Origin of the sequence: Lysinibacillus composti (assembly GCF_016908465.1) — a bacterium.
Taxonomy (GTDB): domain Bacteria; phylum Bacillota; class Bacilli; order Bacillales_A; family Planococcaceae; genus Ureibacillus; species Ureibacillus composti_A.
Window position 1 is genome coordinate 13,271 of record NZ_JAFBDY010000013.1, and the last position, 14,037, is coordinate 27,307.

The following is a 14,037-nucleotide window of genomic DNA, read 5'->3' on the forward strand; positions in this document are numbered from 1 at the left end:
ACCAGTCACCTACACTTTCTCACGGGCGTTCTTACCGAAAATACCCGATGGTTTCAAGATTAAAATTAAAATTAAAATGACAAATGCTGCAGCATCGCGCCATAATGAATAACCTAACGCACTAACAACCGTTTCAACAACACCTAAAACAAGTCCACCAACCATGGCTCCTGGAATACTGCCAATACCACCTAATACAGCAGCAACGAATGCCTTCAATCCTGGTAATACACCCATTAATGGATCGATTTTTGTATAATACACACCGAAAATAACACCTGCGGCACCCGCTAGAGCAGAACCAATCGCAAACGTAGCAGAGATGGTATTATCTACGTTAATTCCCATTAATCTAGCAGCATCTGCGTCATGGGATACAGCACGCATTGCCTTACCAATTTTTGTTTTGTGAACAATAAATTGTAATAAGATCATTAAAACAATCGTAACACCCAAAATGAAAATCGATTGTGTGCTAATATTTGCTCCTAATATGGAAATAGATTTATTCGGTAAAACTCCTGGATACGCTTCTGGCGATGCTCCACGGAAGAAAATCACCGTATACTCAATCAATAATGAAACCCCAATAGCTGTAATTAAAGCAGCAATACGTGTTGCATTTCTTAACCGTTTGTATGCCACTCGTTCAATAATGACACCAATTATTGCACAAACAACCATTGAGATGATTAAGGCTGGGAAGAAGCCCATATCCCATCGTGCAATGGCATAAAATCCTATAAACGCACCAAGCATAAATACATCACCATGTGCGAAGTTAATTAGCTTGATAATTCCGTAAACCATTGTATAACCCAATGCAATTAATGCATAAATACTACCAAGGGAAATACCATTTACTAGTTGTTGCAACCATTCCATAAACTCTCACTCCTTTACTAAAAGTCTTATTATCTACTACTATATTGCAAGACTGTTGCGTTATTCCTTTTAATCAAATACGTTTTGGTGTATTTGTAAAGGTCAAGGTTTAAAACTTCAATGAATCTTAATTCTTTATGTCTTCTACTCTCTACTTATAAAAATGGAAGACTTCTGTTGAATGAAGTTAATACGTCTATCTTATTCTTGTAAAATATTATTTTCTCTAAAAGTAATGAAAAAAGGTAAAAAAGGGAGGCCGGCTTGCCCCCCTTTTGGTTAATAATTTTTTAAGGATTAACTTTAGAGTTGAACGTTTGATTGCCGTCTACGAATTCTAGAACTGTTGCTGTTTTTACTGGGTTGTGTTTTTCATCAACTGAGAATGTACCTGTTATTAAGTTTAAGTCTGTTGTTTCAGCTAAAGCCTTTTGAATTGCTTCACCATCAGTAGAACCTGCTCTCTCAATTGCATCTTTAATATAGAAAACAGTATCGTAACCAAGAGCATGGAATGCGTTTGGCGCTTCGTTATGTTTCGCTTTAAATGCTTCTACGAAACTTTGAATTTTCTCATCTGGATCATTAGAAGAATAATGGTTTGTAATAAATGTGTTATTTAACGCTTCTGCCCCAGCTAATTCAACTAATGTTGGAGAATCCCAACCATCAGCACCCATAAGTGGTACATCAATGCCTAATTCACGAGCTTGTTTAACAATTAAACCTACTTCTTCATAGTAACCAGGGATGAAAATAAATTCTGCACCTGCTGATTTTAGACGAGTTAATGTTGATTTAAAGTCTGTATCTTTTGCAACATAAGCTTCTTCAGCTACAACTTTCCCACCATTAGCTTCGATTTGCTCTTTGAACGAAGCAGCTAGACCTTTAGCATAATCTGAAGAGTTGTCAGCATAAATTGCTACATTTTTAGCTCCTAGTTCCCCTGTTGCAAAGTTTGCTGCAACAATCCCTTGGAATGGGTCAATAAAGCATGTACGGAATGCATAATCATTAATTGAACCATCTTCATTTTCAGTTACGTTTGGTGCTGTTGCTGCAGCTCCAACAACTGGAATTTTATTATCGTTCGAAATTTGAACCGTCGCTAGCATGTTACCTGAAGTTGCTGGACCGATCATTGCTGCAACTTTATCTTGTGTTGCTAATTTAATAGCTGCTGCCGTTGCTTCTGAGTTTTCTGATTTATTGTCTACTTTAATAAGTTCGATTTTTTTACCATCAATTCCGCCTGCCGCATTGATATCTTCTACAGCTAACTCAGCTCCAGTAGCAATTGACGAACCGTATGAAGCTACTGCACCAGAAAGTTCTAAGTTTGCTCCAATTTTAATTACTTCACTACTTTCGCCTTCAGAAGCGCCCCCACTTGCCGGAGAAGTACCTCCTTCTGAACTGCTACAACCTGCTAATGCACCTACGATTAATGATGATGCTAAAAAGATCGATGAAAATCTCTTTAATGAACCTTTTTGTGCCATAATTTTTACCCCCGAATGTTTAATCTCAAATAAATATTAGATATTTCAGATAATTATAAATAATAGATTAGGAAACTTCAATAGGAAATCTAAATATTCAGAAATATAACGAAATACTAATATCCTCTCTATTTTCCTACTGTATTTTAAAACATTCTACCTATTTAGTCTAGTCTGATTTATTAATATTTTTAGAATAGTTAGATTCGTATATATAAATAACTTGTGATCAACTATATTGAAGTCAATTATTATACAAATGCATCAGTATAATAATTAGATAATCAGCTCTACTAAGCTATAAAAATAACAAATCTACTCACTATAAGCGAGTAGATTAAAATTTGTCTTAGTATCTTTAACTTTTGACCACCGGAAAACTAATAGTTACACTCGTTCCTTGCCCTTTAAAACTTTGGAAATTAATTTCCCCTTTATATTTCGCCACTATATTAAAACAAATCATCATTCCTAAGCCTGTTCCTTTACTTTTTAACGAATAGAAGGGCGTTCCAAGGGATTCTATTTCTTCTTTAGACATCCCTTGTCCTTGATCGATAATTTTTATTTCAACAGAGTCTCGAACTCGATTTAAACTTACAAGGATAATATCATCATCTTTTGATGCTTCTATAGCATTCTTTATTAAATTAACTAACAGTTGTTTAAACTCGATTCTGTTAATTTTAATAAGATGGTTGTTTTCTGCTATAAGGTCAATCTTAATGCCTCTCTGAAGCCCATATGAATAAAGCAACTCTGATACACTTTGTAGTGATTCTTTAACCTCCACCAACTCCACTGTAGGATTCTTTGAAGGTTTCGATAAAGTAAGAAACTGCGAAATCACTTGTTCTGCTGCATCTAGTTCATCGATTAATAAAGAGTAGTTAGTTGTTTTTTGGCCATCTATGGTAGCTTCTTGTTCGTAAAGTTGTAAGAACCCTTTCACTACCGTAAGAGGATTTCGAATTTCATGTGCAACAGCTGCTGCTAACTGACCTGCAGTCTTTAAGCGCTCTGCTTGTTTTATTTCTTCATAATACAATTGCATTTTTTCAATTCGATTTTGTGTTAAATAATAGATGAAGTAGATAATGACTTGGCTCGTTAGAAAGTTAATGAAATTCCCAAACAAGTCCAGTTTGATATATGGATAAAAATTTCCTTGGTCAATTAATAGAATATAGCTAAATGTAAAGACAATTAACATACTATTCAAGATTAAGGAGAAGTAAAACAATTTTTTATCGAAAAATAGAATCGAAATAGCTGGAATAAAGCATAAAAATATAAAGGTGGACCAAGTATTAGGATATAAGAAGAATAATAGATAGCAAAAAATAAATGCTAAAGAGATTAAAATTATTCGGTGCAAGTGTGTTGGATACTTTGGATAGATTAATAAGCTTACTGAAAACAGTACAAAGAAAATTTTATGTAATTGAAAACCAAACCCATACTCACTAAGTGGATGTACTGCATCTTCATCTACCAAGGGGTTGTATGCTACAACACCTGAAAACATCACAGCAATGACCAAAGTTACAATAATGTAGTATGTTTTTTTATTAAAATAAATTTCCAAATCCCTCATATTTACTCCTTAAATAAAACCATTTATAAATGTCAGAATATCACAATTCAAACCATATCATAAAGGATTCTAAAATAGATAGTAATTACATAACTGAGAAAAAAGCATTTAAACTAAAAGTAATTGTACCTTTTATACTAAACTTAACTTCATAACATATGAACATTATTACCTAGGAAATACCACTTCTTAAATTTATAAAAAAATTCGGATGAGTTATGTAATATTTTCTCTTACTTATTCCTATTTTTCATATGATTGTTAAATCAAATCATTATTTGTATGCATTCTTCATAGGATTAGTTATTATTTTAGCGGAGGTGTGGGATGGAAAAAGGAAAAAAACCATTATCACTATCGATAAAAGTGATTCCTAAGGTTTTACAGTGGTATTTAAATGTCTGTTTAACTATCTTATCTGTCATTCTTTCTTTTCTACTTATTAAGGAGACCATAGTGTTCTTTGAAGTTTTAATCACATATGGGAGTACGGATTATAAACTTTTCCTCGAGAACATCCTCATTTTCTTTTTATATTTCGAATTTATTACGATGATTGTAAAGTACTTTAATGAAGATTATCACTTTCCTCTTCGGTACTTTCTCTATATTGGAATCACTGCAATGGTTCGATTAATTATCGTTGAACACGATCATCCAAGAGATACGCTTGTTTACTCCCTCGTTATTTTAGTATTAATTATTTGTTACTTCATTATTAACATCACTCCGCTAGAAAGACCTAAAAAATCTTGGCTATTCCAACAAAAAGAAAGACAGCAAAACATTTAGAATAACCTCTTCAAAGTACCTTGCATACACTAATCAAAAAATGGAGGATTCTAAAACGTTATGTATGGATATGGAAATGGATATGGTGGATACCCATATTACTTTGTTCAAGTGCCTATGAATTACTACGTTCAGCCAAGCCATCCCCAATACGTTCAGCAATATGTTCCACAACAACAACAATACCAACAACCAATCGTCCAAAGAACACCGCAAGAGAGACAAAGTGTTCAACAAATTATTCAAACAATTCGCTCAGAGCATAGTAATTTGTATACACAGCTAGAACAGGCAGGAATGAACCGTCAGCTAATTGAATCTCTTTTCTTCTCTGTTGTTAACTTTACACGAAATCAGTCCAACATTAACCGACCAGCAAATCAAATTTATAGTCAATTCCAAAGAGAAAATCCTTGGTTTAACTTATTTATTCAATCCTTGAATCTCCCAACAAGTACAGTGGATCGTATATTAACTAGAGTTATTGAACTTACAATACAAATACTTAAGGGCGAGCAACCCGCTCCTGCTCCTGGCCCCAACCGCCCAGGCGAAGGTTGGTCTAACTGGGAAGATCTTGGAGGTGTTTTAACAAGTGCTCCGACTGTATCATCATGGCAAGCAAATCGTTTAGATGTTTTTGCTAGAGGAACTGATAACGCTCTTTACCATATTTGGTGGGACGGTAGTAGATGGAGTAATTGGGAAAGCCTTGGCGGTGTCTTAACATCAGCTCCTGGTGCTGTTTCTTGGGGGCCAAATCGTATTGATGTCTTCGTAAGAGGTACAGACAATGCACTGTATCATAAATGGTGGGACGGTAGCAGGTGGAACGATTGGGAAAACCTAGGTGGTGTTTTAACAAGTGGGCCTTCTGCTTCATCGCGTCGTTCAAATCGCTTAGATGTATTTGTTCGTGGAAATAATAATCGCCTTTATAAAAAATCATGGAATGGCACGCGTTGGGAAGATTGGGAGGACCTTGGCGGTAACCTAAACTCGGAACCAGCTGCAGTATCTTGGGGTCCAAACCGAATTGATGTCTTTGCGAGAGGGCAAAACAATAATTTAATTCATAAATGGTGGGACGGAAACTCGTGGAGTGATTGGGAAAACCTTGGTGGAAACTTAACAAGTGCTCCAACTGCATCTTCAAGACGAAATAATCTTTTAGAGGTATTTGCTAGAGGAAACAACAATCGCCTAATCAGAAGAACATGGAATGGCTCTCGTTGGAGTAATTGGGAAACACTTAATGGCAATTTAACAAGTGCTCCAGCTGCTGTTTCATGGGGGCCAAACCGCACTGATGTATTTGCTAGAGGAAACAACAACAATAACTTAATTCATACATTCCGAAATTAATTAAATAAAACCAGGCGTGCCATTAAACTTGCACGCCTGGTTTACTTTATTTTCATTTTAATAGGAACTTTCTGTATTTAAATTTAATAAGGGACTCCAGAAGCTTGAGACTAATTCTTAGCTACATGAGGAGAAAACCATGCTCCTCCAAAGCAAGGGAGGAAATTTTTGAATAAACAATTAAATTATTAAATAATAGTGAACATTTTATCTTAAACTATTATAAAATAATCAATATTTCGAGAAATTTCGACATACCGTTTAGTATTTAATTGACCTACACATACTAATCATAGTAGAATTTTCTCATATTTCAAAAAGAATAGGTGTATATTTTGAGTAAATTTTTTAGAAAAAAAAATGTAGATGAGCTTTTAAGCAATAAAAGTGGTAGCGGTCAACTCAAGAAAACATTAGGTGGTTTCGATCTAATGATGCTTGGTGTTGGCGCTATTGTTGGAACTGGTATATTTATTCTTCCTGGTACAGTGGCTGCTATTCACTCAGGTCCTGCAATTATCTTTTCATTTATTATTGCAGCATTTGTCTGTGCATTAGCGGCAATGTGCTATTCTGAGTTTTCTTCAGCAGTACCTGTGACCGGAAGTGCATATACATACGGATATATTGTTTTTGGTGAGTTAATAGCCTGGTTTGTTGGGTGGGCTTTAGTATTAGAATACGGTTTAGCGGTAGCTTCTGTAGCAACCGGTTGGTCAGCCTATTTTGTTTCACTATTAGAAGGATTCAATATCATAATACCCCAAGCTCTATCAGGACCATTTAATCCTTCTGAAGGTACATTCGTTAATCTACCAGCAGTACTGATTATACTAATTATTTCATGGTTGTTAACTCGTGGTGTCCAAGAAACAACAAGAATAAATAAGATTATGGTGTTTGTTAAGGTCGGCGTAATCCTATTGTTTATTGTAGTTGGCGTATTTTTTGTAAAACCGGGAAATTGGCAACCATTTATGCCTTTTGGTTTTGATGGGGTTATAACTGGTGCAGCACTTGTATTTTTTGCTTATCTTGGTTTTGATGCGGTATCTTCCGCTGCGGAAGAAGTAAAAAACCCCCAAAGAAACTTACCAATAGGAATAATTGGTTCGTTACTAGTCTGTACATTGCTTTATGTAGCAGTATCTTTAGTATTAACTGGGGTTGTGCCGTATACAAACTTAAATGTTAGTAACCCTGTAAGTTATGCTTTACAAGTAATTAACCAAGACTGGATTGCAGGTATAATTTCTTTAGGTGCAGTAACAGGAATGATGACAGTAATTTTAGTAATGATCTTCGGTGGAACAAGACTTTTATATGCTTTAGGTAGAGATGGTCTACTACCAAAGTTCTTATATGATATTCATCCTAAGTACAAAACACCAGTTAAAAATACTTGGGTCTTTGCAATTATTGTTGCCTTTTGTGCAGGGTTAGTTCCGCTGGGTGCACTAGCTGAATTAGTGAATATGGGTACACTTATTGCATTTACCATTGTTTCAATTGGAATTGTCTTCCTAAGAAAGAATAAAGAAATTCAATCTGGTGGATTTAAGGTTCCCCTTTTCCCAGTATTACCAATAATATCATTCATTGCTTGTATATTTATGATTACTCAACTTTCCGTTCATACATGGATTGCTTGTGGAATTTGGTTTATTATAGGAATTGTCATCTATTTTGTTTATGGTCAAAAGCATAGTAAATTAAATCAAAAATAGTCTTAGTGCTTCTATTTTATTAAAAAATAGGAGCACTTCTTAATTAGAGGGTTTTTCTTTACACAAGAAGTGCCTTTCGATAAACTTTATTGGCAAAATGTTTTCCATTTGGCACTCTTTTTCTGTAACCAAAATAAGCGACAAGTATAAATAAAACTTCCTCTAATGGTGGGAAAAAGATGCAATAAATCATAATAATAAAAACTACTTACTTTAAATTTTACTAGGAGGAACTTTTTATGCATAACATTCAAGATATCAATGAAGCTAAAAACTTCATTCAAAGCAAAACAAATCTTCAACCTGTTATAGGGTTGATTCTAGGTTCAGGCTTAGGATCACTTGCTGATGAAATTGAAAACTCAGTTAAAATTCCATACACGGAGATTCCGCACTTTGCTAAATCTGGGGCAATTGGACATGCGAATGAACTCGTTATTGGGGAACTAAATGGCAAAATTGTAGCAGCAATGAAGGGCCGCTTCCATTATTACGAAGGTTTTACATTAGATGAAGTAACATTTCCAGTGCGCGTAATGAAAGCACTTGGTATTGAAAATTTAATCATTACAAATGCGTGTGGTGCAGTAAATACGAATTTTAATCCTGGCGATTTAATGCTTATAACTGACCATATTAATTTAGTAGCGAATAATCCTTTAATCGGGCCGAATAACGATGAATTAGGTACACGCTTCCCAGACATGACTCAGGTCTATAATAAGGGACTTCGCGGAATTGCCACAAAAGTAGCAAATGGATTAAATATGAACCTTCAAGAAGGCGTTTATGCATGGTGGAGTGGACCAACTTACGAAACGCCAGCTGAAATCCGGATGATTCGTACTTTTGGAGCAGATGCTGTAGGGATGTCGACTGTTCCTGAGGCAATTGTAGCAACACATGGTGGCATGAAAGTTCTAGGTATTTCGTGCTTAACAAATATGGCAGCCGGTATTTTAGATCAGCCTTTAAGTCATGATGAAGTAATCGAAGTAGCAGCTAAAGTAAGAACAAACTTTGTAGAGTTAATCAAAGGAATTCTAAAGGAAATATAAAATTCTAACTAAAAAGAACCATATCTTTAAGATACGGTTCTTTTCTTATTATTCAATTATTTCTGAATAAACATCTGTGTCCAATAGTTTCCGTTCGCAACATATCCTACCCCAATATGAGTATAGTTTTTATTTAGGATATTTGCTCTGTGACCTTCACTGTTCATCCAAGCATCTACAACTTGCGCTGCAGTTTTTTGACCTTGTGCAATGTTTTCACCAGCAGAACGGTAGTTGATACCGTAGTTTTTCATCATATTAAATGGTGAACCATATGTTGGACTTGTATGACTGAAATAATTTTTATCGGCCATATCTTGGGATTTATGTTCTGCTACTCTAGCAAGCTCCCAATCATATTTTAATGCAGGAAGACCCGCATTTGCTCTTTCCACGTTAACAAGTCGGATGACCTCTTGCTCAATGGCTTGTCCTTCTTGTTCAGGTACTTTAATTTCTTGTCCTGGATAAATTACATTTGGGTTTGATAGCTGTGGGTTGGCATCAATTAATTCTTGAACACCTGTTTGTGTCTTAACTGCAATTTTCCATAGTGAATCGCCTTTTACTACTGTATATGAATTAGCTGCTAAAGCAGTTACTGGTACTAATAAAGAAACTGATAAAACCGAAGCGATAACGCCTTTTTTCATGTTTTTAAACATTCATGTCATCCTTCCTGCTTGTTATAATACAATATTAGTAGCTTTATTTACGAAATTCATCACGTAAAATTTGGCTGTAAGATAACAAAAATATTACAATACAAATTGCACATTACTGAAACACTATTAAATTAAGGTTTTTATAGATTTCTATATTGTAAAACTTGTAATAAAGACGCGAATGGTAATTGTTTCTCCTACCACTTGAAGTCCAATTAGCACTCTTAAAAGGTACTATTTCTATATTTTCCCATAAAACCAACTCCCCAAGCATGTCTCTTAAATTAAACTCATCCTATTTTTAATAGCAACTCTTAATATAAACTTAATACAAATTTATTAGGGACTCGTTTATTATTAAATGGAAAAACCTCAATCAAAATCGTAAAATCTAAAGCAAAAAAAGAGATAGTACAAATAAAGAGAGAGGTTACAGTTTAATAGAAAAGGAGATGACAACATTTGACATTACAGAAGAGCAGTCTTACAATCTTTCTAGCATTCCTTCTAGTTATTTTTCAACTTCCTATTGCTTCTGCAAATGAAGTAGACTCTTCAAATTCCTCTGAACATAACCCAACAACTGAAGTAATCCCTTCAGATGTTTTAACTAATGAAGAATCTACTAAAGAGCCAACAGTGCCTACATCAAATGGTATAAATGAAGGGCCAGTTGCTTCAACGGAAACTAGTCAAACTGATCCTCAAAATACTAATGCAGAGGAAAAGCCAAGTAACATAGAGGTAAAATTAGAACCCGTAGAGGATGAAGTAATCGAACCCGAACAAACAGAGACTACTATTCCTCCCTATAAAAATGGCAATGGGAAAACTACAAAATTTACTGAATATTATTTCTCTACACCTAATGGCTTTGTCAAAGCGGGAACGCTAGAAAAAGGTATAATTTTAACACCTACTCGTATTACAACAAACTATTTCATTATCGTTGCAAATAAAAAAGCATACTATATTCCTAAAGACTCTCTAACTTCGACAACAGAAAACTCAAACTTTGAAAAGCATCTTCAAGGAAGTTTTCCGAGAACGATTATTGCTGAAAGAGATACGCAGTTTAAAGATCGTAAAGGAAATGTTCTTGGTACGATCGCAAAAGGAAAGTCAGTACAATTACATATGGTGAGTGGTGGACGTGGAGTTGTTGAGCTATTTGGAAAACGTGTTTATGTATCTTTAAATCACTTCGCACATACAAACCAAGTTATACCAAATAAAAATATTAGTCATAAAGAAATGGAATACTATTTGAAGGTATTTTCATATATGTATCCGGAATTTACGGAGCTTGTAAAAATCGGAGCATCCGTTCAAGGGAGACCAATTTATGCATTAAAGGTTGGTAAAGGCTCGAAGGAAATCTTAATGGATGGTTCGATGCATGCACGGGAACATATGACAACAAACGTGTTACTAGAAATGATTGATGAATATACAATGAATTATCTAAAGGGCACAACCTTTTCTTCTTACAATGTTCGGTCTGTACTAGATAAAGTTAGCATTTGGTTTGTTCCTATGATGAATCCTGATGCAGTTACCCTTGTACAATCTCGTACTAATGCTACAGCAACCACAAAGAAACTGAATAATGGTAGTACAAACTATAATCGTTGGAAAGCTAATATTCGTGGCGTTGACTTGAATCGAAACTTTAGTGTTGGATGGCAGGAACTAGTAACAATTAATCGCCCTTCTTATGAGTTTTATAAGGGTCCAAAAGCCTTTTCCGAACCAGAAGCTCGTGCATTAAGAGATTTTATGGCGAAACACCCATTTAACTCTTATATTTCTTATCACAGCTCAGGACAAGTGTTATATTATTTTAACTTCCAAAACTCCACAAACTTAAAAAGAGATCGCACTTTAGCTAAAAAAATTAATAGCGTTACTGGATATGCCATTATGCCTCCAACTGGCAGAACAGCATCTGGTGTGTCTACAGACTACTTTATCTCTACTTATAAAAAACCAGGCATTACTGTAGAAATTTCCCCAGCAGTTGGTCCAACAGTCGTCCCTTTAAAATACTGGGATAGTATTTGGAAAAAAAATAAAACAATAGGGCTAATCGCTGCTAGCGAAGCCGCTTCAAGATAAAAAAGAAACACCTTCAAAAATTTGAAGGTGTTTTTCTTTTATTACTTTAGCCAAAATGCTAATGCAACACACTGTAAAGAGCCATATTAATAAACTTATTAAAGAATCAATGACTATCACTTACTACCTGATTCCTATAATATAGTAACCAAGAGGTGATGAACTTGAAGACAAACATCTATTTTGACAATGAACAATATATTGCAGGCATTACTTTGAAAGAGAACAATGAATTTGAACAAAACAACATGGCTCTTCATGTGTGTGAAAGTGTGGAACAGGTTTTAGAAAATCGCCAAAGACTTGCTAAATCTTTAAATTGTGGGTTAGATTCATTTGTTTGTGCAAATCAAACCCATAGCGCTAATGTACATCATGTGACCCTTGCCGATAAAGGGCGTGGGGCTAAGAGTACAGAAAATGCCATTTTAAATACTGATGCTTTATTTACGTACGAACCAGATATACTGCTATGTACTTTTACTGCTGATTGCGTTCCGGTTATTTTCTATCATGAACAGAAAGGTCTAATTGGAGTGATTCATTCAGGATGGCAAGGTACAGTAAAAGAAATTACTCTAAAAGTCTTCCAGCAATTAAAAGAAGTTGAGCATTGTGACCCGAGATATTTCCATATTCATCTTGGAAGAGCTCTAAGCCAAGAAAAGTTTGAAGTGGATGAGGATGTTTTCGTTAAGTTTCGAGATTTAGGCTATGCAGATGATTTCATGTATTTTAATAACGAAACAAGCAAATATCACATTGATAATCAACAAACCGTAAAAAAACAATGTGAACTAGCCGGCGTTCCTTCTGAGAATATTACAATTGATCAAACTTGTACGTTTTTAAGTTCTGATGGATTCTCCTATCGCCAAGATAAAAAAAGCGGCAGACATATGAGTTTTATTATGAAAAAGACTAAATAATGAAATGAGCATATCAACGAATTTGTTGATGTGCTCATTTTTTCATGTAAAGTACTCCAATTTTGCCTTTGGAAAAAACTTCTCCATATACCGATACAGATGTTCTTTAATTTCTTCCTCTTCATCTTTTTGATAAATATATTTCCCTATACCATACTTTCCCCATTTATAACGTCTTGCGGTTTCATCCAATTCTAACTTCGTCATCGGGTAGTTCTTTTCTATTACCCTTTTTGCAGGCTTAGTAAATCTATGTTGGATGAATTCAAAGGTGATATCGTCCCGCGCATCTTGTGGCAATTCCGCATCTAGGCGTTCAAACATATGATAATATCCTTCTTGCCATCCCGTGTGGAGATAAATAGGTGCCACGATAAATCCTAGTGGATACCCAGCCCTTGCCACTTTCCCAGCTGCTTCAATTCGTTTTGCAAGGGGAGATGTTCCAGGTTCAAAGTGTTTAATGACATAATCAGCATTGACACTAAAACGGAATCTTGTTTTCCCATTATGTTTTGCATCTAGTAAATGATCCACATGATGAAACTTTGTTACAAAGCGTAATCTTCCATATTCAGATTGACCAAAATGTTCAATTGCCCTTTTTAACGTATGTGTTAAATGGTCAATACCTACAATATCTGATGTACACGAAGCTTCAAAACGTGTAATTTCTGGCGCACGTTCTGCCATATATTGATCAGCCGCGTCAAGTATATCTTCAACATTCACGTATGTGCGAATATAAGGTTTACTCCCCATTGTAGTTTGCAAATAACAATAATGGCAGTGCCCCATACACCCTGTAGCAAATGGAATAGCATACTCTGCTGAAGGCTTTGATGTATCAAACTTAAGTGTTTTTCGGATACCTACTACTAGAGTAGATTTCGCTATTCGGTATTTCTGAAAATCATTGTCTCCAGGGAGATTTCGAACTTGATTATGGGAAGTTGTATAACGTATTTCAATCCCCAAATCCTCAAATTTATTCTTTAATTCTACTCCAAGTGGATAATCTAAAGCTGTAGGTTCGAAGTAAACAAGCTGCGGTATAAATGGACCTTTCATGCTGTGTCTTCTCCAAAAAATTGACGATAAGCTTCTTCTGCCTCAGATTGACTTGAATAGATTGCCATATCAGATGTTAATGGATAATACGTTTCATATACAAAAACAGCTAATTGTTCCGGGTTTTCAGGATCCTTTACAACTGCTGCTTCTTGAATATTTGCTACATCCTGAATGTGTGGATTTCGAATAAAAACATAAACAACATCTCCAACTTCATAGTTGCTAAGCATTACTATCACACCTTCCTTATTCATCTACAATAGGTTGTCTAAGAATAAGAAATTTATGATTTTGAAATTAAAAAGACTTCTTGAATGCATAG

12 protein-coding genes are annotated in these 14,037 nt (G+C 35.0%); 6 read left to right on the top strand and 6 right to left on the bottom strand.

Translation table 11 applies throughout. The features are described from left to right. Positions 1–9 precede the first annotated feature (9 nt). The 3 genes from JOD29_RS13310 to JOD29_RS13320 form a co-directional block, all read right to left on the bottom strand. The gene (locus JOD29_RS13310; protein WP_124765607.1) at positions 10–885 is read right to left on the bottom strand and encodes a branched-chain amino acid ABC transporter permease; all 876 of its coding nucleotides are present in this window, start codon (positions 883–885) and stop codon (positions 10–12) included. A 290-nt stretch (positions 886–1,175) separates the two neighbouring features. Beyond that, complete coding sequence (locus tag JOD29_RS13315) at positions 1,176–2,390, bottom strand: ABC transporter substrate-binding protein (protein ID WP_124765609.1); 1,215 nt, start codon at positions 2,388–2,390, stop codon at positions 1,176–1,178. Between the two features lie 358 nt (positions 2,391–2,748). Continuing rightward, on the bottom strand, positions 2,749–3,987 hold the full coding sequence (locus JOD29_RS13320) for a sensor histidine kinase (protein WP_124765611.1): 1,239 nt from the start codon (positions 3,985–3,987) through the stop codon (positions 2,749–2,751). A gap of 327 nt (positions 3,988–4,314) precedes the next feature. Between JOD29_RS13320 and psiE the strand changes: the two genes are divergently transcribed. From psiE to JOD29_RS13340, 4 genes are all read left to right on the top strand, one after another. Then, the gene (psiE, locus tag JOD29_RS13325) at positions 4,315–4,779 is read left to right on the top strand and encodes a phosphate-starvation-inducible protein PsiE (RefSeq protein ID WP_124765613.1); all 465 of its coding nucleotides are present in this window, start codon (positions 4,315–4,317) and stop codon (positions 4,777–4,779) included. A 60-nt stretch (positions 4,780–4,839) separates the two neighbouring features. Next, positions 4,840–6,144: a PLL family lectin gene (locus JOD29_RS13330; RefSeq protein WP_205101684.1), complete on the top strand. Its 1,305-nt coding sequence runs from the start codon at positions 4,840–4,842 to the stop codon at positions 6,142–6,144. Between the two features lie 335 nt (positions 6,145–6,479). Continuing rightward, positions 6,480–7,871, top strand: a complete 1,392-nt coding sequence (locus JOD29_RS13335) for a branched-chain amino acid transporter BcaP (RefSeq protein ID WP_124765615.1) — start codon at positions 6,480–6,482, stop codon at positions 7,869–7,871. Between the two features lie 239 nt (positions 7,872–8,110). Beyond that, positions 8,111–8,929: a purine-nucleoside phosphorylase gene (locus JOD29_RS13340; protein WP_124765617.1), complete on the top strand. Its 819-nt coding sequence runs from the start codon at positions 8,111–8,113 to the stop codon at positions 8,927–8,929. 56 nt (positions 8,930–8,985) lie between these two features. Here JOD29_RS13340 and safA read toward each other — a convergent pair whose 3' ends face one another. Then, positions 8,986–9,594, bottom strand: coding sequence for a SafA/ExsA family spore coat assembly protein (safA, locus tag JOD29_RS13345; RefSeq protein WP_124765619.1), 609 nt, complete (start codon positions 9,592–9,594; stop codon positions 8,986–8,988). A gap of 462 nt (positions 9,595–10,056) precedes the next feature. On the opposite strand from safA, the gene JOD29_RS13350 reads away from it, so the two are divergent. Both JOD29_RS13350 and pgeF read left to right on the top strand, forming a co-directional pair. Then, positions 10,057–11,712, top strand: coding sequence for a M14 family zinc carboxypeptidase (locus JOD29_RS13350; RefSeq protein WP_124765621.1), 1,656 nt, complete (start codon positions 10,057–10,059; stop codon positions 11,710–11,712). A 164-nt stretch (positions 11,713–11,876) separates the two neighbouring features. Further along, the gene (pgeF, locus tag JOD29_RS13355; protein ID WP_124765623.1) at positions 11,877–12,641 is read left to right on the top strand and encodes a peptidoglycan editing factor PgeF; all 765 of its coding nucleotides are present in this window, start codon (positions 11,877–11,879) and stop codon (positions 12,639–12,641) included. 42 nt (positions 12,642–12,683) lie between these two features. Here the strand turns inward: pgeF and splB are convergent, their stop codons facing one another. Then, complete coding sequence (gene splB / locus JOD29_RS13360) at positions 12,684–13,712, bottom strand: spore photoproduct lyase (protein ID WP_124765625.1); 1,029 nt, start codon at positions 13,710–13,712, stop codon at positions 12,684–12,686. Then, positions 13,709–13,945, bottom strand: a complete 237-nt coding sequence (locus tag JOD29_RS13365) for a transcriptional regulator SplA domain-containing protein (protein ID WP_124765627.1) — start codon at positions 13,943–13,945, stop codon at positions 13,709–13,711. Before JOD29_RS13365 ends, splB begins: the two co-directional genes overlap by 4 nt. Positions 13,946–14,037 lie beyond the last annotated feature (92 nt).